At 72.0% G+C, this 21,669-nt stretch carries 19 protein-coding genes; 4 read left to right on the plus strand and 15 right to left on the minus strand.

Annotated elements, in window-relative coordinates; translation table 11 throughout:
* Positions 1–10: 10 nt before the first annotated feature.
* The 7 genes from hydA to FHS34_RS25980 all read right to left on the minus strand — a co-directional run bounded on the left by hydA (position 11) and on the right by FHS34_RS25980 (position 8,272).
* Positions 11–1,414, minus strand: coding sequence for a dihydropyrimidinase (gene hydA, locus FHS34_RS25950; RefSeq protein ID WP_184969565.1), 1,404 nt, complete (start codon positions 1,412–1,414; stop codon positions 11–13).
* Between the two features lie 82 nt (positions 1,415–1,496).
* Positions 1,497–2,339: a nitrilase-related carbon-nitrogen hydrolase gene (locus tag FHS34_RS25955; protein WP_184969567.1), complete on the minus strand. Its 843-nt coding sequence runs from the start codon at positions 2,337–2,339 to the stop codon at positions 1,497–1,499.
* Positions 2,340–2,494: 155 nt separating this feature from the next.
* Positions 2,495–4,078: a PucR family transcriptional regulator gene (locus FHS34_RS25960; RefSeq protein WP_184969569.1), complete on the minus strand. Its 1,584-nt coding sequence runs from the start codon at positions 4,076–4,078 to the stop codon at positions 2,495–2,497.
* 129 nt (positions 4,079–4,207) lie between these two features.
* Positions 4,208–5,458 (minus strand): aspartate aminotransferase family protein, encoded by a 1,251-nt coding sequence (locus FHS34_RS25965; protein WP_184969650.1) that lies wholly within the window; start codon positions 5,456–5,458, stop codon positions 4,208–4,210.
* A gap of 29 nt (positions 5,459–5,487) precedes the next feature.
* The gene (locus FHS34_RS25970) at positions 5,488–6,330 is read right to left on the minus strand and encodes a nitrilase-related carbon-nitrogen hydrolase (protein ID WP_184969571.1); all 843 of its coding nucleotides are present in this window, start codon (positions 6,328–6,330) and stop codon (positions 5,488–5,490) included.
* A gap of 208 nt (positions 6,331–6,538) precedes the next feature.
* A complete protein-coding gene (locus FHS34_RS25975) occupies positions 6,539–7,870 on the minus strand; it encodes a hypothetical protein (RefSeq protein ID WP_184969574.1) in 1,332 nt (443 codons plus the stop codon).
* A gap of 150 nt (positions 7,871–8,020) precedes the next feature.
* Positions 8,021–8,272 (minus strand): helix-turn-helix domain-containing protein, encoded by a 252-nt coding sequence (locus tag FHS34_RS25980; protein WP_184969576.1) that lies wholly within the window; start codon positions 8,270–8,272, stop codon positions 8,021–8,023.
* Between the two features lie 54 nt (positions 8,273–8,326).
* Between FHS34_RS25980 and map the strand changes: the two genes are divergently transcribed.
* Together map and FHS34_RS25990 are read left to right on the plus strand one after the other, a co-directional pair.
* The gene (gene map / locus FHS34_RS25985; protein ID WP_184969578.1) at positions 8,327–9,103 is read left to right on the plus strand and encodes a type I methionyl aminopeptidase; all 777 of its coding nucleotides are present in this window, start codon (positions 8,327–8,329) and stop codon (positions 9,101–9,103) included.
* 343 nt (positions 9,104–9,446) lie between these two features.
* Positions 9,447–11,984: an ATP-dependent Clp protease ATP-binding subunit gene (locus tag FHS34_RS25990; protein WP_184969652.1), complete on the plus strand. Its 2,538-nt coding sequence runs from the start codon at positions 9,447–9,449 to the stop codon at positions 11,982–11,984.
* A 10-nt stretch (positions 11,985–11,994) separates the two neighbouring features.
* Here FHS34_RS25990 and ggt read toward each other — a convergent pair whose 3' ends face one another.
* Positions 11,995–13,797 carry a gamma-glutamyltransferase gene (gene ggt / locus FHS34_RS25995; RefSeq protein ID WP_184969580.1) on the minus strand — a complete coding sequence of 601 codons (1,803 nt, stop codon included), beginning with the start codon at positions 13,795–13,797 and terminating at the stop codon, positions 11,995–11,997.
* A 143-nt stretch (positions 13,798–13,940) separates the two neighbouring features.
* Between ggt and FHS34_RS26000 the strand changes: the two genes are divergently transcribed.
* Entirely contained in the window at positions 13,941–14,687 is a 747-nt protein-coding gene (locus FHS34_RS26000; protein ID WP_184969582.1) for a hypothetical protein, read from the plus strand.
* 106 nt (positions 14,688–14,793) lie between these two features.
* A complete protein-coding gene (locus tag FHS34_RS26005) occupies positions 14,794–16,359 on the plus strand; it encodes an alpha/beta fold hydrolase (RefSeq protein ID WP_184969584.1) in 1,566 nt (521 codons plus the stop codon).
* A 49-nt stretch (positions 16,360–16,408) separates the two neighbouring features.
* Here the strand turns inward: FHS34_RS26005 and FHS34_RS26010 are convergent, their stop codons facing one another.
* The 7 genes from FHS34_RS26010 to FHS34_RS26040 all read right to left on the minus strand — a co-directional run bounded on the left by FHS34_RS26010 (position 16,409) and on the right by FHS34_RS26040 (position 21,645).
* Complete coding sequence (locus FHS34_RS26010; protein WP_184969586.1) at positions 16,409–17,287, minus strand: amino acid ABC transporter permease; 879 nt, start codon at positions 17,285–17,287, stop codon at positions 16,409–16,411.
* Entirely contained in the window at positions 17,284–17,928 is a 645-nt protein-coding gene (locus tag FHS34_RS26015; RefSeq protein ID WP_184969589.1) for an amino acid ABC transporter permease, read from the minus strand. The genes FHS34_RS26010 and FHS34_RS26015 overlap by 4 nt, the downstream gene beginning before the upstream one ends.
* 11 nt (positions 17,929–17,939) lie before the next feature.
* Positions 17,940–18,851, minus strand: a complete 912-nt coding sequence (locus tag FHS34_RS26020; protein ID WP_184969591.1) for a glutamate ABC transporter substrate-binding protein — start codon at positions 18,849–18,851, stop codon at positions 17,940–17,942.
* 17 nt (positions 18,852–18,868) lie between these two features.
* A complete protein-coding gene (locus tag FHS34_RS26025) occupies positions 18,869–19,612 on the minus strand; it encodes an amino acid ABC transporter ATP-binding protein (RefSeq protein ID WP_184969593.1) in 744 nt (247 codons plus the stop codon).
* Between the two features lie 136 nt (positions 19,613–19,748).
* Positions 19,749–20,168 (minus strand): DUF6278 family protein, encoded by a 420-nt coding sequence (locus tag FHS34_RS26030; RefSeq protein WP_184969595.1) that lies wholly within the window; start codon positions 20,166–20,168, stop codon positions 19,749–19,751.
* A 15-nt stretch (positions 20,169–20,183) separates the two neighbouring features.
* A complete protein-coding gene (locus tag FHS34_RS26035) occupies positions 20,184–20,963 on the minus strand; it encodes an exodeoxyribonuclease III (protein ID WP_184969597.1) in 780 nt (259 codons plus the stop codon).
* Between the two features lie 46 nt (positions 20,964–21,009).
* Complete coding sequence (locus tag FHS34_RS26040) at positions 21,010–21,645, minus strand: MBL fold metallo-hydrolase (RefSeq protein ID WP_184969600.1); 636 nt, start codon at positions 21,643–21,645, stop codon at positions 21,010–21,012.
* Between the last annotated feature and the right edge of the window lie 24 nt (positions 21,646–21,669).

Genomic DNA, 21,669 nt, shown 5'->3' on the forward strand with positions numbered 1-21,669 from the left:
GGCGCCACTCCTAGTTCAGGTACTGACAGGTGGAGCGCGGGGTGTAGACGCCGTGGCCGGCGTGTCCGGTGTACTCCCGCTGGTCGATGACGACCCGGCCGCGTGACAGCACCGTCTCGACGCGGCCGGTGACGCGCTTGCCCTCGTACGCCGAGTAGTCGACGTTCATGTGGTGGGTGCCGGCGGACATCACCTGCTCGGCGTGCGGGTCGTAGACGACGACGTCGGCGTCGGCGCCCGGGGTGATGGTGCCCTTCTTCGGGTACAGGCCGAACATGCGCGCCGGGGTGGCGCAGGCGATCTCGATCCAGCGGCGGCGCGAGATGTGCCCGTCGACGACCGCCTGGTGGAGCAGGTCCATACGGTTCTCCACGCCCGGCAACCCGTTGGGGATCCTGGAGAAGTCGCCGCGGCCCAGCTCCTTCTGGCCCGTGAAGCAGAAGGGGCAGTGGTCGGTGGAGACGACCTGGAGGTCGTTGGTCCGCAGCCCCCTCCAGAGGTGCGCCTGGTGTTCGCGGGGCCGCAGCGGAGTGCTGCACACGTACTTGGCGCCCTCGAAGTCGGGTTCGGCGAGGTTGTCGGTGGACAGGAACAGGTACTGCGGGCAGGTCTCGCCGAAGACGTTCAGCCCCTCGTCCCGGGCACGGGTCAGCTCGGCCACCGCCTGCAGGGCCGACACGTGCACCACGTACAGCGGGGCTCCGGCGACCTGGGCCAGCCGGATGGCGCGGTGCGTGGCCTCGGCCTCCAGCAGGGCCTTGCGGACCTCGCCGTGGTAGCGCGGGTCGGTCTCGCCGCGGGCCAGCGCCTGCTCGACCAGCACGTCGATGGCGATGCCGTTCTCGGCGTGCATCATGATCAGCCCGCCGTTGTCGGCGGCGCGCTGCATGGCCCGCAGGATCTGCCCGTCGTCGGAGTAGAAGACGCCGGGGTAGGCCATGAACTGCTTGAAGGAGGTGACGCCCTCCTCCACCAGCAGGTCCATCTCCTTCAGCGTCTCGTCGTTCACGTCGGAGACGATCATGTGGAAGGCGTAGTCGACGGCGCAGTTGCCCTCGGCCTTGGCGTGCCAGGCGTCCAGTCCCTCGCGCAGGGTGTGGCCGACGCTCTGGATGGCGAAGTCGACGATCGTGGTGGTGCCGCCCCAGGCGGCGGCGCGGGTGCCGGTCTCGAAGGTGTCGGCGGCGGTGGTGCCGCCGAAGGGCATCTCCATGTGGGTGTGGCCGTCGACGCCGCCCGGGATGACGTACTTGCCGGTGGCGTCGATGACCTTCTCGGCGGTGAACGCCTCGGCCGCGGGGGTGCCGGAGGCGGCGAGGGCGGCGATGCGGCCGTCCTCGATCAGGACGTCGGCGTGGATCTCGTCGGACGCGGTGATGACTAGGCCGCCGCGGATGACGGTGCGCGTGGTCATGGGGTGCCTCTCTCTCGTGACCGTCTGCGGGTCGTCTGTGGCTGTCGCGCGGTTCCCCGCGCCCCTTCGGGGGCGCTTTCCCCTACGGCGCCGTCAGCGGTCCGTAGGCCCCCGGCGCCCGGTCGCGGTAGAACTGCCAGCGGTCGCGGACCTCGCGGAGCCTGGCCATGTCCAGGTCGCGGACGACGAGTTCGGTCTCCTTGTCGCTCGCCGGCTCGCCGACGAACTGGGCCTCCGGGTCCACGAAGTACGTCGTGCCGTAGAAGTCGTTGTCGCCCAGGTCCTCCACGCCGACCCGGTTGATCGCGCCGACGAAGTACTCGTTGGCGACGGCCGCCGCCGGCTGCTCCAGCTGCCACAGGTAGCGGGACAGGCCGCGGGAGGTGGCCGAGGGGTTGAAGACGATCTCGGCACCGGCGAGGCCCAGCGCCCGCCAGCCCTCGGGGAAGTGGCGGTCGTAGCAGATGTAGACGCCGATCCTGCCGACGGCGGTGTCGAAGACGGGCCAGCCGCTGTTGCCGGGACGGAAGTAGAACTTCTCCCAGAAGCCCTGCACTTGCGGGATATGGGTCTTGCGGTACTTGCCGAGGTAGGAGCCGTCCGCGTCGATCACGGCCGCGGTGTTGTACAGGACGCCCGGCTGCTCCTCCTCGTACATGGGCAGGACGAGGACGATGCCCAGCTCGCGGGCGAGCGCCTGGAAGCGCCGGACGGTCGGACCGTCGGGGATCCGCTCGGCGTACTCGTAGAACGCCTTGTCCTGGACCTGGCAGAAGTAGGGGCCGTAGAACAGCTCCTGGAAGCAGAGGACTTGGGCGCCCTGGGCGGCGGCGTCGCGGGCCGCCTGCTCGTGGACCTGGATCATGGATTCCTTGTCGCCGGTCCAGGCGGTCTGGAAGAGGGCGGCACGGATCACTCGGCTCATCGGGACCTCCGGTAGCTCGGTGTGCGGTGAGCCTAGGAAGCGCCGAGGGCCGGTTCGACGGGCAGCGTGTCACGTCCGCGGGCGACCGGCGTGCCACCGTGTCACGTCTGCGCCGTCCCATGTTTCACCGCCGTTGTCGCAGGTCTTCGCATGTTTCACCCCTGTTGCGCGTCGTGCGCGAGGAGCGCGATGTGCACGGAGGCCGCCTGTTCGAAGTCGTCCAGGTCGACGCCGAGGCGGGTCTGTATCGCCTCCAGGCGGCGGTACAGGGCCGGCCGGGAGACATGGTGGAGCAGGGCGGTGCGGGACTTGTTGCGGCCCGTCGCCAGATAGGTCCGCAGGACGTTCAGCAGCTCCGGTTCGGGCTCGCGCAGCAGTCCGTCCAGCTCCCGCTCGGCGAAGGACTGCACGTGCGGGTCGTCCCGCAGCAGCCGGACCAGCCCGCGCAGATGGACGTCCCGGAGCCGGACGACGGCCGGCAGGTCGCGGGCGGCCGCGGAGTCGGCGACGGCGTCGGCCACGTGCCGGGCCTCGCGCAGCCCGGCGGGCACGTCGTCCCAGCTGGTGCGCGGGCCGGCGGCGGCGACCGTCGGCGCCGGCCCGGTCTCGCCGCGCAGCCGGGCCGCGAAGTGCGCGGTCAGCGTCTCGGCCTGCTGGTCGCGGGCGAGGCTGAGCAGCACGGCGACGACCCCGTCGGCCAGCTCGGCGACCAGCCCGGGCAGCCCCAACAGCCGCAGCACGCGCCCGAGTCCGGCCGGATCCGCGCCGGGTACGACCAGCGGGACGAAGATCCGCCGGTTGACCGGGAGCCCGGCCGCACGCGCCCGCGGCAGCAGCTGCCGGGCCGGTACGACCCCGGAGGCCAGGTCGGTGAGCAGGCTCTGGGCGGACTGCTCCTCCCAGGTGGGCGCGGAGCCGCCGCCGAGCATGCGGTGCAGGACCAGCGCCTCGGCGGCCCGGTCGGCGAGCAGTCCCCCGGTGGCCGGGTCGCCTCGGTAGCCGCACAGCACCAGCCGGCCCCACCGCTCGCCGCGTCCGCCGAGTTCGGCGTGGATCCAGCCGTCGCCCGGGCCGCCGCCGGCCTGCCGGGCGATCCGCTCCCAGTCGCGCAGCACGTCGTCCACCGCGGGCCGCTCCCCCGCCGTGGCGAGGACGCGGTGGGCGAGGTTGGTGACGACGACCGGGCAGCCGCTGTGCTGGGCGATCTCGTCGAGCAGCCGCCCGAGCGGGGCACCGGCCGTGATGAGCGCGGTGAGGGCGGTCCGCACGGTCTCCGACAGACTGACGGCGGCGAACTTGCGCCGCACGAGCCGGCACTGGACCTCCTCCGTCAGCTCGGCGAAGGGGAACGGCCGGTGCAGGACGACCATGGGCAGCCCGCACCGCTCGGCGGCCCGGCGCATCACCTCGGGCGGCGTCGGGAAGGCGCGGCCGAGTCCGAGCACGACGGCGGCGGCCTCGGCCCGGTGCAGGGACTGGATGTACTCGGCCTGCTTGGCCTCGTCCCCGGCGAGGAGCACCCCGGTGGTGAGCACCATCTCGCCGCCGCTGAGCATCACGCCGACGTCGGCCGCCTCGGCGACGTGCACCCAGCGCACGGGCCGGTCGAGCTGCCCGGCTCCGGCGACCACCTCGGGGTCCCCGGCGAGGACCCGCTCCAGGCCGAGCACCTGGCGGACCGAGAGGACGGGATCCGGTGGCTGCCGGACGGGGCTGCGCGTGTCGGAGTCGGATGCCATGGCCGTATCCCTTGCTCGGACGGTGCTGGGCGGCGCCCCCGGGAGGGGCGCGGAAACTGCGCGACCGGCCACGACGGACCCCGCGGACGTCCGCCGGCGGGCCCCGTCACGGTTCTCCCCGCGTGGCGCCTAGTACGAACTGCGCAGCGCCTCTTCGAGGATGGCTGCCCCTTCCTCGGCCTCGGCGACGGTCAGGGACAGCGGCGGGGCGATCCGCAGGGCGCTGGTGTCGTGCCCTCCTCCCTTGCCGATGAGCAGCCCGCCCTGGCGTGCCGCCTCCAGCACGGCGGCGGCGGTCCGCGGGTCGGCCTCGTCGGTGCCGGGCTTGACCAGCTCGACGCCGATCATCAGTCCGCGGCCGCGCACCTCCCGTACCCCGGGGAGCTGGGCGGTGACCGCCCGCAGGCGCTCGATGAGCAGGCCGCCGACGCGCCGGGCGTTGCCCTGGAGGTCGTGTTCGAGCAGGTAGCCGAGGTTGGCGAGCCCGGCGGCCATGGTGATCTGGGTGCCGCCGAAGGTGGAGATGCTGTTGGCGTCCAGGCAGTTCATGATCTCGGCGCGGGCGATGACGCCGCCGATGGACATGCCGTTGCCGATGCCCTTGGCGAAGGTGACGATGTCCGGCGGGCCGCTGCGGGCGTGCGCCTGCCAGCCCCAGAAGTGGTCGCCGGTGCGGCCCCAGCCGGTCTGCACCTCGTCGGCGATCCACAGGATCCCCTGGGCCTTCAGCACGTCACGGAAGGCGGCGTACAGCCCGTCGGGCGGTGAGGTGAACCCGCCGACGCCCTGGACGGGTTCGGCGATCAGCGCGGCCGGGGGCCGGGTGTGGCCGAGGACGTCCTTCAGGTCGGCGACGCAGGCGTCGATGAAGTCGCGGTCGTCGAGACCCGCGAACGGTCCCCGGGTGCGCACGCCGCCGTGGACGTACAGGGTCTGCAGCGGAGAGAGCGAGGTCGGGGACCAGCCGCGGTTGCCGGTGATGCCGACCGCGCTGAAGGAGCGGCCGTGGTAGCTGTTGCGCATCGCCAGGATCGTGTTGCTGCGCCGGTGGGCGGTGGCGAGCAGCAGGGCGGTGTCGTTGGCCTCGGTGCCGGAGGTCGTGAAGAACACCCGGGCGTCCGGGATGCCGCTCACCTGGGCGATGCGCTCGGCGAGTTCGACCATCGGCCGGTTGAGGTAGAGCGTGGAGGAGTGGATGATCCGGCCGGCCTGCTCGCTGACCGCCTTGGTCACCTCGGGCAGCGCGTGCGCGGTCATCGTGGTCAGGATGCCGCCGAAGAAGTCCAGGTACCGACGGCCGTTGAAGTCCCAGACGTGCCGCCCCTCGCCGTGGGTGATCTCGATCGGGTCGTCGTAGTAGAGGGCGAGCCAGTCGGGCATGATCCGGCGGTGGCGGGAGTAGAGGTCGTTCACGGCTGCACCAGCCCTTCGTAGGCGTCGGGGCGGCGGTCGCGGTAGAAGGCCCACTGCTGCCGCACTTCCTCGATGAGGTCGAAGTCCAGGTCGCGTACGACGAGTTCCTCGGTCTTGTCGTCGGCCGGCTCGCCCACGAACCGCCCGCGCGGGTCGACGAAGTACGACGTCCCGTAGAAGTCGTTGTCGCCGTACTCCTCCTGCCCCACCCGGTTGATGGCGGCGACGAAGTACTCGTTGGCGACGGCCGCCGCGGGCTGTTCCAGCTGCCACAGGTGGGCGGACAGGCCCCGGTGGGTGGCGGACGGGTTGTACACCAGCTGGGCGCCGTTGAGGCCGAGTTGCCGCCAGCCCTCCGGGAAGTGCCGGTCGTAGCAGATGTAGACGCCGACCTTGCCGACGGCGGTGTCGAAGACGGGCCAGCCCAGGTTGCCGGGCTTGAAGTAGTACTTCTCCCAGAAGCCCTTGACCTGCGGGATGTGGTGCTTGCGGTACTTGCCGAGGCAGGTCCCGTCGGCGTCGATCACGGCGGCGGTGTTGTAGTAGAAACCGGACTGCTCGATCTCGAACACCGGGACGACGATCACCATGCCGGTCTCGCGGGCCAGCTCCCGCATCCGGCGCACGGTCGGCCCGTCGGGCACCGGCTCGGCCCAGCGGTAGTGCTCCGGTTCCTGGACCTGGCAGAAGTAGGGGGCGTTGAAGACTTCCTGGAACCCGATGATCCTCGCGCCCCGGCGAGCCGCCTCGCGGGCGTGCTCCTCGTGTTTCGCCACCATGGACTCGGTGTCGCCGGTCCAGGTGGCCTGGACCAGAGCGGCGCGGACGACGTTGGCCATGAGCTGCTCCTTCGACACGACCGTCAGAGCCTCTACGCCCGTAGAGCAGGGCGTAGAGGCACGAACGTAAGCCTCCGCGGGGCCCTTGCCAAGACCATCGTCGTCAACCCGCTGAGTCGATCACGTTTCACACTCCTGTGGGTGAGCGGATCCCGCGGCCCGCAGGGGCGTACCGGGACAGACCGGGAGGCCTTGAGGCACCTCTCGGTCACAGGGTGTGTCCGGCGACGCGCAGGGCGTGCACGAGGTCCCAGTGCCGCTCCTCGGAGACGCCGAGCGCGGCCTCCAGCAGGAGGGGCACGAGGTGCCGGGGGCCGGCGGCGGCGCACCGGGCGGCCTCCTGGGGCGGACGGGCCCGCACACAGGCGTCCAGCAGGGCTCGCGCCTCGCGGTGGCGGCCCTCTCCGTCCAGCCGCAGTACGGCCGCGCCGATCTGCTCCGCGGGCCGCGCCACGCCCTGCAGCAGCATCCGGTGCGCGTCGGTGTCCCGGCCGGCCGCGGCGAGCGCGTCGGCGGCGTCGACCAGCCGCTCGGCGGGCAGGGCGGCGGACTCCCACAGCAGGGTGGCCCAGTCGGCGCCGAGCCCGGAGCGGTGCAGGGCGTCCGCGAGCAGCGGCAGCCGGCCGGCGGGCCACGCCGCGAGCTCCACCAGCAGCACATGCGCCTCGCCGCTGCGCCCCTCGGCCCGCAGCCGCGCCAGCCGCCCGACGGCCCCGGCGACCTCGGTACCAGCCTCTTCGTCCGCCGAGGCGAGGGCCCCGGCCGCCGCCTCGGCGGGCTGCGCGGCGCCCGCGAACCGGGCCCCGCGGGGCGTACGGCGCACGGCGGCGTCCGGGGTCATGGGCGCGGGGGCCCCTGGCGCGGCGGCGGGGGCGGCGCCCTGGTCCGCGTCCAGCCCGGCGAACCGGGCACTGCCCCTACGGCGTCTGCGGGGCGCGGCGGGGGTGTCCGCAGGAGCGGGGGCCGGGGGCACCACGCGGGCCGGGGTCCGGGCGGGGGCCGGTGCCGCGTCCCGGCCGGGGGACGAGAGCGCCGCCGACCGGTCCAACTCGTCGATGCGTGCCCGGAGTTCGTCGCAGCGTGCGGTGGCGCGCCGGTGGTCGTCGCGCGCCCAGGCGAGGTCCGTGCGCAGCGAGTCGGTGTCCGTTCCGGGCGCGGGGGCGGACAGCAGTCGGGCCAGTCCGGCGTGGCGCTCCGCGGCGTAGCGCCGCTCGCGGAGCATGACGTCGAGGCGGTCGGCCAGGTCCTCCCGGGCGCCGGGCCGGGCGTCGTGCGCGCCGAGCGCGGCGGCGTGCAGGGCGCGGGCCCGTTCCCGCTCGGCCGTCGCGGTGGCCCGGCCGTACATTCCGCCGAGGTCCTCCAGCAGGGCCTCCACCACGTCCCAGGGGGGTGCCTCACGCCCGTCCAGGCATGCCTGCATGCCGTCGGGGTCGCGCTGCCAGAAGACCCCGCACCAGCCCGCCCCCTGGTCGAGACGGGCCAGCAGGCCGTCCAGGTAGCTCGCGAACTCCCGCATGCGAGCGGGGAGTCGATCCGCCATGGTCCAGCTCCCGCCCGGCTGCCGGCAAGCACTCCGTCCGGTAGGCAACACCAGTTGTGTTACGGGCTCGCTACGGAGAGTTTTCCGGCAGTGCGCGGACGGCTGTCGGCCGGATCTCGCGCCCGGCGCGGCCGGCGCCCCGGGGGCACCTCAGACGACGGCCGGTGCGCACCGCGCCATCAGCTCGTCCATCGACAGTCCGAGCACACCCGCCAGCGCGGCCACCGTGAAGAACGCCGGCGTCGGGGCCCGGCCGGTCTCGATCTTGCGGAGCGTCTCCGCCGAGACGCCCGCCTCGGCGGCGACGTCGGCCATGCTGCGGTCGCCGCGCGCCTCACGCAGCAGCCGCCCGAGCCGCTCGCCGCGCTCGCGTTCTTCCGGGGTGAGGGGGGTGCGCACCATGCCCCCATTCTGCCCGTCACCCGCCCCCATTCAAATACCGGTATAGTAATTGGCATGGTGGAACTGAAGACGGACACGTCGATCGACGCGATGCACCGTGCGGGCCGGGTGGTCGGGCGCGCCCTGACAGCCGTGCGGGAGGCGGCCCACGTCGGCGTCTCGCTGCTGGAGCTGGACGAGGTGGCCCGGGGGGTGCTGCGCGAGGCGGGCGCGTCCTCGCCGTTCCTCGGCTACCGGCCCTCCTTCGCCCCGACCCCCTTCCCCGCGGTGATCTGCGCCTCGGTGAACGACGCGATGGTGCACGGCATCCCCACCGCGTACCGGCTCCGCGACGGCGACCTGGTCTCCGTCGACTGCGGCGCCCAGCTGGACGGGTGGGCCGGGGACGCGGCCGTCAGCTTCGTGGTGGGCCGCGCGCGCCCGGCGGACCTCCGGCTGATCGAGACCGCCGAGCGGGCCCTGGCGGCGGGCATCGCGGCGGCCGTGCCCGGCAACCGCGTCGGCGACATCGCGCACGCCGTCGGCCGGGTCTGCCGCACGGCGGGCTACGGCATCCCGCAGGGCTTCGGCGGCCACGGCGTGGGCCGCCGTATGCACGAGGACCCCGAGGTCCCCAACGAGGGCCGCCCGGGCCGCGGGCTGCCGCTGCGCGCGGGCATGGTCCTGGCCATCGAGCCCATGCTCATCGCGAGCGGCCGGGACACCTACTACGAGGCGGACGACGGCTGGACCCTGCGCACGACCGACGGCTCCCGGGCCGCCCACGCGGAGCACACCGTGGCCGTCACCGACTCCGGACCCCGGATCCTCACGGCCGCGGCACCGGCGTGAGGCGGCACGGGGAGCCGCGCGGGCGGACGCGCACGGGGGCGGGCGCCGCGGGACGGTGAGAAGTCACGCGGGAAGCCGTGCGGGCGGGCGCCGCGGGGCGGTGTGAAGCAGCGCGAGAGGCCTTGCCCGCGACCGCGCACGGCGGACGGGCGTCGCGAGACCGTGTGAAGTCGCTTGGGAACCGGGCGGCGGACGCGCACGGCGGGCGGGCGCCGCACCGGAGCGGCCCGCGCCCTCATCGGCGAACATGCCCGCCCCCACGGATCGTGTCATCGTGGGCATGAGCAACCCGCCCCCGGGTTACCCGGCCGCTCCGCATGTCGTCAGCGAAGGAACCCACGCCATGACCAACGGCTACCCTCCTGACCCCTTCGGTGAATTCATGGCCCGCTTCTTCGGCGGTCTGCCCGGCGGAGCGCAGGGACCGCGCCACATCGACATCGGCCGCCTGCTCAGCCAGCCGGCCCGGGACCTGGTCAGAGGAGCCGCCCAGTACGCCGCCGAGCACGGCAGCCGGGACCTGGACACCCAGCACCTGCTGCGCGCGGCCGTGTCGACGGAGCCCACCCGGAGCCTGCTCAGCCGGGCGGGCACGGACCCTGACTCGCTCGCGACGGAGATCGACGACCGGGCCGGCCCCGTCCAGCACGCGCCGGACGAGGCGCCGCCGCCGACCTCGCTGTCGCTGACCCCGGCCGTCAAACGCGCCCTGCTGGACGCCCACGACATGGCCCGGGCGAGCGGCGCGGGGTACATCGGCCCCGAACACGTGCTGAGCGCGCTGGCCGCGAATCCGGACTCGGCGGCCGGGCACATCCTGAACGCGGCCCGGTTCTCGGCGGGCGGCCTGCCGGCCGAGGCCCCGGAGGCCCCGCAGCCCCGCCCGGAGCGGCAGCGGCCCACCGGCACGCCGACGTTGGACAAGTACGGCCGGGATCTGACCGAGCTGGCCCGGCAGGGCCGGATCGACCCGGTCATCGGCCGGGACACGGAGATCGAGCAGACCATCGAGGTGCTGTCGAGGCGCGGCAAGAACAACCCGGTCCTCATCGGGGACGCGGGCGTCGGCAAGACGGCCATCGTCGAGGGCCTCGCCCAGCGCATCGCCGACCGGGAGGTACCGGACGTCCTGGCGGGCCGCCGGGTCGTCGCCCTGGACCTCACCGGGGTCGTGGCCGGCACCCGCTACCGGGGCGACTTCGAGGAGCGGCTGAACAACATCGTCGAGGAGATCCGCGCCCACTCCGACCGGCTGATCGTGTTCATCGACGAGCTGCACACCGTCGTCGGCGCCGGTTCCGGTGGCGAGGGCGGCGCGATGGACGCCGGGAACATCCTCAAACCCGCCCTCGCCCGGGGCGAGCTGCACATCGTGGGCGCGACCACGCTGGAGGAGTTCCGCCGGATCGAGAAGGACGCGGCGCTGGCCCGCCGCTTCCAGCCGGTCCTGGTGCCGGAGCCGACCGTCGAGGACACGGTCGAGATCCTGCGCGGGCTGCGCGACCGGTACGAGGCCCACCACCAGGTCCAGTACACCGACGAGGCGCTGGTCGCCGCCGTCGAGCTGTCGGACCGGTACCTCACCGACCGTCGGCTGCCGGACAAGGCGATCGACCTGATCGACCAGGCGGGCGCGCGGGTCCGGCTCGGCGCCGGGACCAAGGGCACCGACGTCCGCGCGCTGGAACGCTCGGTCGAGCAGCTGGTCCGGGACAAGGACCAGGCGGTCGCCGACGAGGACTACGAGCAGGCCAAGCAGCTGCGCGACCGGATCGGGGAGCTGAAGCGGCAGATCGTCGAGGCGAGCAACGAGGACAAGGCCGACGAGGGACAGCTGGAGGTGACGGCGGAGGCCATCGCCGAGGTGGTGTCCCGGCAGACCGGAATCCCGGTCAGCCGGCTGACCCAGGAGGAGAAGGAGCGGCTGCTCGGCCTGGAGGCGCACCTGCACCAGCGGGTGATCGGCCAGGAGGAGGCCGTCGCGGTGGTGTCCGAGGCGGTACTGCGCTCCCGCGCGGGGCTCGCCAGCCCCCACCGGCCGATCGGCAGCTTCCTCTTCCTCGGCCCGACCGGCGTCGGCAAGACCGAGCTGGCGCGGGCGCTCGCGGAGGCCCTGTTCGGCAGTGAGGACCGCATGGTCCGCCTCGACATGAGCGAGTACCAGGAGCGGCACACCGTCTCCCGGCTGGTGGGCGCCCCGCCCGGATACGTCGGACACGAGGAGGCCGGGCAGCTCACCGAGGTGGTGCGCCGGCATCCGTACTCGCTGCTCCTGCTGGACGAGGTGGAGAAGGCGCATCCGGACGTCTTCAACATCCTGCTGCAGGTGCTGGACGACGGCCGGCTCACCGACTCCCAGGGCCGGACCGTGGACTTCACCAACACAGTCATCGTGATGACGAGCAACCTCGGCTCCGAGGCGATCACCCGGCGGGGCGCGGGCATCGGGTTCGGGCCGGGCGGCGCGGACGCCGACGAGGAGGCGCGGCGCGAGCAGATCCTGCGGCCCCTGCGCGAGCACTTCCGGCCCGAGTTCCTCAACCGGATCGACGAGATCGTGATCTTCCGGCAGCTGACCGGCGAGCAACTGCGGCAGATCACCGACCTGTTGCTGGAGAGCACCCGGCGGCTGCTGCACGGGCAGGGCATCGGCGTCGAGTTCACCGACGCGGCCGTCGACTGGCTCGCCGAACGCGGCTACCAGCCGGAGTACGGCGCCCGGCCGCTGCGCCGCACCATCCAGCGGGAGGTGGACAACCAGCTGTCCCGGCTGCTGGTGAACGGCACGATCACCGAGGGAAGCCGGGTCACGGTGGACGTACGGGACGGACGGCTGGACTTCCGCACGGACGAAGCCCGGCCACCCGCCCCCGAGTTGTGATCCGGTTCCGCTACGGCGCCGGGTCCACCACCATCGCCGAGCCGCCGCCGCGTCGTACCTTCTCGGCGGCGGCCAGCCACTTGCCGTTCGGCAGGCGCTGTACGCCGGTCGCCGCGCCGATCTCGGGGTTCAGCTTGAAGTTGTGGCCGACGGCCTCCAGCCGCTTGCGCAGATCGCTGTCGTACAGGGCGGGTTCCAGCTCGGTCTGGGCCGCGTTGCGCTGGCTGGCGCGGGGTGCGGCGATGGCGTCGACGAGCGGCAGGTGCCGGTCGAGGAATCCGGTGAGCGTCTGCAGCACGGTGGTGATGATGGTCGCCCCGCCGGGTGAACCGACCGCCACGACGGGCTTGCCGTGCCGGTCCAGGACGATCGTCGGGGAGATCGAGGAGCGCGGGCGCTTGCCCGGGCCCGGCAGGTTCGGGTCGTGCACGGCCGGGTTGGCCGGCGCGAAGGAGAAGTCGGTCAGCTCGTTGTTGAGCAGGAAGCCCCGTCCCGGCACGGTGATGCCGCTGCCGCCGGTCTGCTCGATGGTGAGCGTGTAGGCGACGACGTTGCCCCACTTGTCGGCCACCGTCAGGTGGGTGGTGTTCTCGCCCTCGTAGGTTGTCGGGGCCGCCGTACCGCCCTTGCCGCAGGCCGCCGGGTGACGCGGGTCGCCGGGGGCGAGCGGGCTGCCGAGGACGGCGTCGTCCTTGATCAGGCAGGCGCGGGAGTCGGCGAACCGCTGCGACAGCAGCTGCTTCGTGGGCACGTTCTCGGAGGCGGGGTCGCCGACCCAGCGTCCGCGGTCGGCGAAGGCGATCCGGCTCGACTCGATGAAGTGGTGCAGGTACTGCACCTCGCTCGCCTTGGAGAGGTTCGTCCCCTCCAGGATGTTGAGCGCCTCGCCGACCGTGGTGCCGCCGGAGGAGGAGGGCGCGATGGAGTACACGTTCAGACCGCGGTACGACGTCCTGGTGGGCGCCTGGAGCTTGGCGCGGTAGACCGCGAGGTCCTTCTCGGCCAGCTTGCCGGGGCGGGCGTTCCAGCCCGAGGCGGGGTCCACCGGCGGGTGTTCGACGGTCTTGACGATGTCGTCGCCGATGTCCCCGCGGTAGATCGCGCCGACGCCCTGACGGCCCAGCTGCTCGTAGGTGCGGGCGAGTTCGGGGTTCTTCAGGGTGGAGCCGACGACGGGGAGCCGGCCGTTCGGCAGGAACAGCCGTGCGGTGTCCGGGAAGTAGCGGAACCGCGTCTCGTTGGACGCGGTCTGCGAGCGGAAGGTGTCGTCCACGGTGAAGCCGTCGCGGGCCAGCCGCTCGGCGGGCCGCAGGAGGGTGCCGAGCCGCTCGCTGCCCCATTGGTCCAGCGCCGTCTGCCAGGTGGCGGGCGTGCCCGGGGTGCCGACGCCCAGGCCGCTGCTGACGGCGTCGGCGAAGGCGAGCGGCTTGCCGTTCTCCGTGAACAGGTCGGAGTCGGCGCTGAGCGGTGCGGTCTCGCGGCCGTCGATGGTGTGCACCGTACGCGACTTGGCGTCGTAGTAGACGAAGTAGCCGCCCCCGCCGATGCCCGCGGAGTAGGGCTCGGTCACGCCGAGCGCGGCGGCGGTGGCGACGGCCGCGTCGACCGCGTTGCCACCGTGCCTGAGCACCTCTATGCCGGCGGCGGAGGCGTCCGCGTCGACGCTGGCGACGGCGCCGCCGTAGCCGACGGCCACGGGCACCTTGCGGACGGTCTCGCTCGTCGTCGCGGCCGGCGGCGCCGCCGCCCCCACCGACACCACGGCGGCCGAGACCGCCAGAACCGCCAGTTTCCGCGTACCTGGACGACCCATGCGTACCTCCCGTCGGGACAGTCCGCGCAGCGTAACCAGATCGGTGCAGTACCGACAGTACGCCTCCGGGGGCTGCCACACGAACGTCACACATCGAACACCGGTCCGTACGAGGTCACCACGGGCCGCTAACATGCGCGGCCATGAACGACGACGTGCGCAACATCGCCCTGGGCGTCATCGCGGCCGGCATCAGCGCCGCGCTCGGCTGGCTGGCCCGCACCTATCTGTGGCGGCGCAAGCTGCGGCGCAAACAGGAGTTCTTCGGGCTGCCCGAGAACTCGGAGTCCCTGCTCGTCGTCAACCGGGACCCGGCCACCGCGGAGCCGGCCGTCCACCGTTTCGACGTCTTCGCGCTCCTGGAACTCTCCGGGCTGATCAAGGACTGCGGCGCGAACGTCGAGGTGGCCACCCAGGACACGGTCCGGCAGGGCTTCGGGGAGCGGACCGAGTTCTGCGTGGGCGGGCCGGCGTCCAACCGGCGCATGCTCGCCCACATGACGGCGATGCTCCCGGGCATCCGCGTGAACGCCGACCCCGAGCCCGGCCCGGACCGGAGCGCGTTCCACATCGGCGCCGACCGGTACCGCATGGAGCCGGGCGTCTCCGAGTACGTCCTGCTGGTGCGCCTGGCCAAGAGCCGGCAGGCCCGCCCGGTGTTCCTCTTCTGCGGCCAGCGGGCCATCACCAACCAGGCCGCCGCCCGCTATCTGGCCCGCCACCACGAGCGGCTCCACCGCAAGTACGGCACCGGCCCGTTCGTCTTGCTGCTGAAGGTGCTCAACTCGCAGGCGTACGGCCCGGACGTGGTCGAGCTGGTCGCGGACGTGACGCGGACGGCGCTGCGGCCCCTTCCCGAGACGGACTCCGCCGAGGCGGTCGCTCAGTGATTCAACAATCTTTACTGGTACGTAACTTACCGACGGGTTACTTGCGGTAAGGGACCAAGGTTACCGTCGGGTCACTTTGCCACCGAGCCAAGTGAAGGAGTGACCCATGGGACACGGTCGCACCGCGCTGCGCACCTCCGCCGCGGGAGCCGTCTCCGCGGCGCTGATCGCCGGCACCGTCGTCGGTCTGGCGCCGGCCGCGCAGGCCTCCCCGTCCGTTCGTTTCGTCGACATCACCGGCGACGGCGGCATCCCGCTGAAGGCGAACGTCGTCACGCCCGCCGACGCCGACGGCTCGCGCCGCTACCCGCTCATCGTGCTGCCCACGAGCTGGGCCCTGCCCCAGGTCGAATACCTCGCGCAGGCACGGAAACTCGCCGACTCCGGCTATGTCGTGCTCACCTACAACGTCCGCGGTTTCTGGCAGTCCGGCGGACAGATAGAAGTGGCCGGTCCGCCCGACACAGCGGACGCCTCCAAGGTCATCGACTGGGCCCTCGCGCACACCCCGGCAGACCCCGAGCACATCGGCATGGCGGGCGTGTCGTACGGCGCCGGGATCAGCCTGCTCACCGCCGCCCACGACAAGCGGATCAAGGCGGTGGCCGCGCTCAGCGGCTGGGCCGACCTGATCGACTCGATCTACTCGGGCCGCACCCAGCACCTGCAGGCGGCGGCCGTGCTGGACGGCGCGGCCACCCTCACCGGCCGCGAGAGCCCCGAGCTGCGCGAGATCTTCGACAATCTGTACGCCTCCGACCTGGACAAGGAACAGGAGATGATCGACTGGGGGCGCAAGCGTTCCGCCGCCACCTACGTCGACCAGCTGAACAAGAACGGCGCCGCGGTCATGATGGCCAACGCCTGGGGCGACACGGTCTTCCCGGTGAATCAGTACGCGTCCTTCTACGAGAAGCTGACCGTCCCGAAGCGGCTCCAGCTGCGCCCCGGCGACCACGCGACCCCGGAGCTGACCGGACTGTTCGGGCTGCCCAACGACGTGTGGACGGACACCGGGCGCTGGTTCGACCACTACCTCAAGGGCGTCGACAACGGCGTCGACCGCGAGCAGCCGGTCCGGCTGAAGTCCCGTAGCGCGGGGGGATACGAGGGCTACCCGGACTGGAAGTCGGTCACCGCCACCCGGCGGAAGGTGGAGCTCGCCGGCTCGACCACCATCCACGCGAACGTCGACTCCGGCGCGGACGGCGGGATCGTCTTCCTCTCCAGCATCCTGGACCAGGTCGCCCAGCTGCCGCCGATGGCCTCGATGCCGCTGCTGCCGCGCCGCTGGGCGGCCGTGTGGCAGTCGGAGCGCTACGGCGACGCCCAGCGGGTGCGCGGCACGGCCCGCCTGCACACCACGCTCACCCCGACCGCGGAGAGCGGCACGCTCGTGGCCTACCTGTACGACGTGGGTCCGCTCGGCATCGGCAAGCTGGTCACCCACGCGCCCTACACCTGGCACGGGCGCACGCCCGGCGAGGCGTTCGGCGTGGACCTGGACCTGTTCTCCACGGCCTACGACGTGCCCGCAGGACACCGCCTCGCGCTGGTGGTCGACACCGTCGACCCGCTCTACGCCGAGCACAACCCGTCCGGCGCGCAGCTGACCTTCTCCTCGTCCGCGGACGACCCGTCGTACGTGTCCGTCCCGCTCGCCGAGCAGTGATCTCCGGCTGCCGCCGGACGAGCCTGGCCCGTGTGAACTGCCGCCCCCCTTACGGTTTCGGGGCCATGGGAGGCTCCCCGCCCGGCAGCAGCGCCCCAGGGCCGGCCGTGGCGACAGCCACGGCCTCGGTCTTGGGGCTGCGCTGCTCACGGCGGGACACCCAGCCGGCGAACCACGAGAGCAGCATGCACATCCCGATGTAGATCGGCGAGATCACCATCACCACGGGGATGAACGGCAAATCGTAGTCGAGGTTGGAGGCGATGAGTTTCCCGGCATGGAGGAACTCCTCGTAGGTGATGAGAAAGCCGAGGGAGGTGTCCTTCAGGGCGACCACCAGCTGGCTGATGATGGCCGGCAGCATGGCGCGCATCGCCTGTGGGGCGAGGACGTACGTCATGACGTGCGTCTTGCGCATGCCGAGCGCGAACGCGGCCTCCCGCTGGCCGCGTTCGACGGCGTTCACGCCCGAGCGGAAGACCTCGGCGAGCACCGAGCCGTTGTAGAGGGTCAGTCCGGCGACCAGCGCGGGCAGCGGCTGCACCTTCAGCGCCACGAAGATGAAGAAGATCATCACCAGGACGGGCATGGCGCGGAAGAACTCCACGACGAGCGCGGCGAGCAGGCGCACCGGCCGGTGGTCCGAGAGCCGGCCGGCGGCCAGTACCCCGCCGAGGACGAGGGAGAGGACGGCCGCCATGGCGAACGCCTTGAGCGTGTTGCCGAGGCCGCGCAGCAGCAGTTCCTGGATGCCCTGGTACTCGAAGGGCATCCACTTGGTGTAGGTGAACTGGCCGGTGTCGAAGAGGAGGTACAGGCCCCAGGCGACGAGCGCCAGGATGACGACGGCCGAGAGGGCGCCGTAGAGGGCGTGCCGTCGGCGGGTGCGCGGGCCCGGGAGGTCGTAGAGCGCGGTGGCCTCGGTCATCGGGCGACTCCGAACCTGCGCTCCAGGAGGTGGAACAGGGCGCTGATGGCGAGCGTGATGATCAGATAGCCGACGGCGATCCAGACGAACGTCCAGACGATGTTGTAGCCGAGTTCGCTGAGCGTCTTGTACGTGCCGAGCAGTTCGGTCACGCTGAACGCGCCCGCGATGGCGGAGTTCTTGGCGAGGGCGATGAGGGTGGAGCCGACGGGCGGGATGACGGACCGGAACGCCTGCGGCAGCACGACCAGCGACAGCGTCTGCCCGAAGGTCATCCCGAGGCTGCGGGCCGCCTCGCCCTGCCCCCTGGGCACGGTGTTGATGCCGGAGCACAGCGCCTCGCAGATGAACGCCGAGGTGTAGCAGCCGAGGGCGAGGACCGCGAACACCTCGAAGGGCAGGACGAGTCCGAACCGGGGCAGGCCGAGCAGCACCGCGAAGAACAGCAGGGTCAGCGGGGTGTTGCGCAGCACGGTGACCCACACGGTGCCGAAGACCCGGAGGGAGCCGACGGGCGCGACCCGGAAGGACGCCATCACGAAGCCCAGGGCGAGGGCCAGCAGGGAGGCATACACGGTGAGTTCGAGGGTGCCGAGGAACCCTTCGGCGTAGGTCGGGAAGTTGTCTGTCAGTACCTTCATGCCGTCCTCGCTCAGCTGGCCGGATAGCGGTCGATGGCGGGCGGATGGGGGGCGGGTACACCCGAGAGGCCGAGCGTGGCGTCGTAGGCCTTCTTCCAGTCGCCGTTCTTCTCGCGGGCCTGGAGCGCGTCGTCGAGGGCGAGGCGCAGGGCGTTGTCGCCGCGCGGGACGCCGATGCCGTAGGGCTCCTCGGAGAAGGGCTTGCCGACGACCTTGAGTTCGCCCGGGGCCTTGGCCGCGTAGCCGATGAGGATGGCATCGTCGGTGGTGACGGCGTCGACCTGGTAGGTGAGGAGGTTGTCGACGCAGACCGAATAGGTGTCGTAGGCGACCAGGACCGCCTTCGGGTAGTCGGTCCTGATGCGCTGGTAGGGCGTCGAACCGGCCGCCGAGCAGACGCGCTTGCCGACGAGGTCCTGGGGGCCGTGGATGTCGTTCTCGTCCTTGCGCACCAGGAGTGACTGGCCGGCCATGTAGTAGGGGCCGGCGAAGCCGACGAGCTTCTTGCGGTTCGCGTTGATGGTGTACGTGCCGACGTAGTAGTCGATCTGACCGTTCTGCAGGGCGGTTTCGCGATTGGCGGAGGCGATCGTGCGGAAGCGGATCGTCCGGGGCGGGAGGCCGAGGGAGGCGGACATCATCCTGGCGATCTCGATGTCGAAGCCGGAGTAGGTGCCGGTGGCCGGGTCCTTCTCGCCGAGGTAGGGCTGGTCCTCCTTGGCGCCCACGACGAAGTAACCGCGTTTTTCGGCCCGGGTCCAGGTCCGGGAGCCGGGCAGGCGGAAGTCCCGGGCCACCTGGTAGTGCGGGAGCTTCTCGGGCGCCGGGCCCTTGCCCGGCGGGCTGCCCTGCTTGCCGCAGGCGGCGGCCAGCAGGGTGAGCAGCGCGCAGAGGGCACGGGGCACACGGGTGGTACGGAACACGGGTCGCACTCCCCGGGTCAGTGCTTGAGGATCTTGGAGAGGAAGTCCTTGGCGCGCTCGCTGCGCGGGTTCGTGAAGAACGCGTCCGGGCTGCGGTCCTCGACGATCCGGCCGTCGGCCATGAAGACGACGCGGTTGGCGGAGGCACGGGCGAAGCCCATCTCATGGGTGACGACGATCATGGTCATGCCGTCCCGGGCGAGCTGCCGCATGACCTCCAGCACCTCGTTGATCATCTCGGGGTCGAGGGCGGATGTGGGCTCGTCGAAGAGCATCGCCTTGGGTTCCATGGCGAGCGCGCGGGCGATGGCGACGCGCTGCTGCTGGCCGCCGGAGAGCTGGGCCGGATACTTGCCGGCCTGGTTCAGCAGGCCGACGCGGTCGAGGAGTTCGCGCGAGCGGCGGTCGGCCTCGTCCCTGCCGCGCCCGCGGACCTTGACCTGAGCGAGGGAGACGTTCTGCAGGACCGTGCGGTGGGCGAAGAGGTTGAAGGACTGGAAGACCATGCCGACCTCGGCGCGGAGCCGGGCGAGTGCCCTGCCCTCCGCGGGCAGCGGCTGCCCGTCGAGCGTGATGGTGCCGGACTGGATGGTCTCCAGCCGGTTGACCGTCCTGCACAACGTCGACTTGCCCGAGCCCGAGGGGCCGATGACGACGACCACCTCCCCCTTGCCGACGGTGAGGTCGATGTCCCTCAGGACATGCAACTCCCCGTAGTACTTGTTGACGTTCCGCAGTTCGATCAACGGATCGACGGCCATCCGCAGCCCTACTCACTTTCAGCCGTGTCGTGGTTGCCGCAACCTATCCAGGCGTCTGCGGAGTTGAGGGACGACACGCACTTTCCGGGCAATAGCCGTATTTACGTCAACAGGGTGAGTGGGCGGCCCCGGCCGGTCAGGCCTCGGCGATCTCGCCGTACAGCTGGGACAGCTCAGGAGCGCCGGTCGCGGCCCACTCCTGCCCGGCCGGCACCACCTCGACCGCCCGGCCGGAGGCGAGCCGTACGACGGGTTCGCCGTCGGACCGGATCTGCCAGGCGGCGCCGGGCACGGTGCGCACCACGACCGTGCCCAGGTACAGCCCGGCGTCATGGCCCAGCCAGGGCAGGATCTCGGGATCGTCCCGCCAGCGCGGCACCATCTGGTCCAGGGCCTCCAGGGAGGCCGGGGTGTCGTCGAGGCGGACACCCGCCCGGTCTGCTTGCGAGCGGAGCAGCTCGCACTCGGAGAGCAGTTCGGCGACCGCCTCGGGGTCGGCCGGAAGCGCCGCGTCACCCCTCTTCGTGTGCCGTGGGCCCAGGAACGGAAGGTGCATGGACCCAGCCTGGCATCACACGTCCAGGTCGACCACCACCGGCGCGTGGTCGGAGGCACCCTTGCCCTTGCGCTCCTCGCGGTCGACGTAGGCGTCCCCGACGGCCTTGGCGAACGGCTCGTTGCCGTACACCAGGTCGATGCGCATGCCGCGGTTCTTCGGGAAGCAGAGCTGGCGGTAGTCCCAGTACGTGAACGGGTGGTCGTACTTCAGCGGGCGCGGCACGACATCGCTCAGGCCCGCCTCGCGCAGGTCGGCGAGGGCGGCGCGCTCGGCGGGGGTGACGTGGGTGGAGCCCTCGAAGGCGGCCGGGTCGAAGACGTCGTCGTCCGTCGGCGCCACGTTGTAGTCGCCCAGCACGGCGAACGGGCGGCTGCCCTGGGCGTCGCCGCGCACGGCCGCCTTCAGGGCCTCCAACCACTGGAGCTTGTACACGTAGTGCGGGTGGCCGACCTCGCGGCCGTTCGGCACGTACACCGACCAGACACGGACCGGGCCACAGGTCGCCGCGATGGCGCGCGGCTCGGTCGTCCCGTCGTACCCGGGGTCGCCGGGGAGGCCCTTGACCACGTCCTCGATGCCGACGCGGGAGAGCACCGCCACGCCGTTCCACCGGCCGGTGGCGTGGACCGCGGCCTCGTACCCCCGCTCGCGCAGCTGGTCGAAGGGGAACTGCTCCTCGGCCAGCTTGGCCTCCTGGAGGCAGAGCACATCGGTGCCGCTGCTCTCCAGCCAGGCCAGCAGCCGCGGAAGGCGGGCGGTGATCGAGTTCACGTTCCAGGTGGCGATGCGCATGGCTCACAACCTACCCGCCGGGTGTGACAACGCCGGCTCCGCGCGCTCAGACCTCCGTGGACGCCCCGGGGGCGAGCCGCTGGTGGTCGGTGCCGCCCAGGGCGCCGATCTGGCGGTCGTAGATCGGGCGGGCCAGGTCGGTGAGCAGGGCGTCGTGGACGTCGTAGGCGCGCCGCGGGCCGACCTCGCGGACGTAGTCGATGACCTCGGAGATCTTGTTCCAGGGGGCCATCACCGGAAGCATCAGGGTCTGCACCGGATGGTCCGGGACGGTGAGGGCGTCGCCGGGGTGGAAGACCGTCCCGCCGTCGATCAGATAGCCGACGTTGGTGATGCGCGGGATGTCCGGGTGGATGACCGCGTGCAGCTCGCCGTGGACCTGTACGTCGAAGCCGGCGGCGGTGAAGGTGTCACCGTGGCCGACCGTGTGCACGCGGCCGGGGAAGGCCGCCGTGATCCGGTCGGCGACGGACCTCAGCGTCCAGATCTCCGCGGCCGGGTTCGCCTCCAGGGCGGCCCGCAGCCGGCCCTCGTCGAAGTGGTCCGGGTGCTCGTGCGTGACCAGGACGGCGTCCGCGCCGACCGCCGCGTCCTCCTCGGAGAACCCGCCCGGGTCGATGACGAGCGTCCGCCCCTCCTTGTCGAGGCGGACACAGGCGTGGGACTTCTTGGTGAGCTTCATGCCTCCCCATCCTGCCGGGTGGGG

Origin of the sequence: Streptomyces echinatus (genome assembly GCF_014203595.1) — a bacterium.
GTDB classification, from domain to species: Bacteria; Actinomycetota; Actinomycetes; order Streptomycetales; family Streptomycetaceae; genus Streptomyces; species Streptomyces echinatus.

What these genes read in the sequence shown, in the direction of transcription:
- FHS34_RS25970 (WP_184969571.1), bottom strand. Translation starts at nt 6,330, where the DNA reads ATGGCCAACGTCGTCCGCGCCGCTCTGGTCCAGGCCACCTGGACCGGC.
- FHS34_RS25955 (WP_184969567.1), bottom strand. Translation starts at nt 2,339, where the DNA reads ATGAGCCGAGTGATCCGTGCCGCCCTCTTCCAGACCGCCTGGACCGGC.
- FHS34_RS26015 (WP_184969589.1), bottom strand. Translation starts at nt 17,928, where the DNA reads ATGAAGGTACTGACAGACAACTTCCCGACCTACGCCGAAGGGTTCCTC.
- FHS34_RS25975 (WP_184969574.1), bottom strand. Translation starts at nt 7,870, where the DNA reads ATGGCGGATCGACTCCCCGCTCGCATGCGGGAGTTCGCGAGCTACCTG.
- FHS34_RS26010 (WP_184969586.1), bottom strand. Translation starts at nt 17,287, where the DNA reads ATGACCGAGGCCACCGCGCTCTACGACCTCCCGGGCCCGCGCACCCGC.
- FHS34_RS26025 (WP_184969593.1), bottom strand. Translation starts at nt 19,612, where the DNA reads ATGGCCGTCGATCCGTTGATCGAACTGCGGAACGTCAACAAGTACTAC.
- FHS34_RS25960 (WP_184969569.1), bottom strand. Translation starts at nt 4,078, where the DNA reads ATGGCATCCGACTCCGACACGCGCAGCCCCGTCCGGCAGCCACCGGAT.
- hydA (WP_184969565.1), bottom strand. Translation starts at nt 1,414, where the DNA reads ATGACCACGCGCACCGTCATCCGCGGCGGCCTAGTCATCACCGCGTCC.
- FHS34_RS25980 (WP_184969576.1), bottom strand. Translation starts at nt 8,272, where the DNA reads ATGGTGCGCACCCCCCTCACCCCGGAAGAACGCGAGCGCGGCGAGCGG.
- FHS34_RS26040 (WP_184969600.1), bottom strand. Translation starts at nt 21,645, where the DNA reads ATGAAGCTCACCAAGAAGTCCCACGCCTGTGTCCGCCTCGACAAGGAG.
- ggt (WP_184969580.1), bottom strand. Translation starts at nt 13,797, where the DNA reads ATGGGTCGTCCAGGTACGCGGAAACTGGCGGTTCTGGCGGTCTCGGCC.
- FHS34_RS25990 (WP_184969652.1), top strand. Translation starts at nt 9,447, where the DNA reads ATGACCAACGGCTACCCTCCTGACCCCTTCGGTGAATTCATGGCCCGC.
- FHS34_RS26000 (WP_184969582.1), top strand. Translation starts at nt 13,941, where the DNA reads ATGAACGACGACGTGCGCAACATCGCCCTGGGCGTCATCGCGGCCGGC.
- map (WP_184969578.1), top strand. Translation starts at nt 8,327, where the DNA reads ATGGTGGAACTGAAGACGGACACGTCGATCGACGCGATGCACCGTGCG.
- FHS34_RS26035 (WP_184969597.1), bottom strand. Translation starts at nt 20,963, where the DNA reads ATGCGCATCGCCACCTGGAACGTGAACTCGATCACCGCCCGCCTTCCG.
- FHS34_RS26030 (WP_184969595.1), bottom strand. Translation starts at nt 20,168, where the DNA reads ATGCACCTTCCGTTCCTGGGCCCACGGCACACGAAGAGGGGTGACGCG.
- FHS34_RS26005 (WP_184969584.1), top strand. Translation starts at nt 14,794, where the DNA reads ATGGGACACGGTCGCACCGCGCTGCGCACCTCCGCCGCGGGAGCCGTC.
- FHS34_RS25965 (WP_184969650.1), bottom strand. Translation starts at nt 5,458, where the DNA reads ATGCCCGACTGGCTCGCCCTCTACTACGACGACCCGATCGAGATCACC.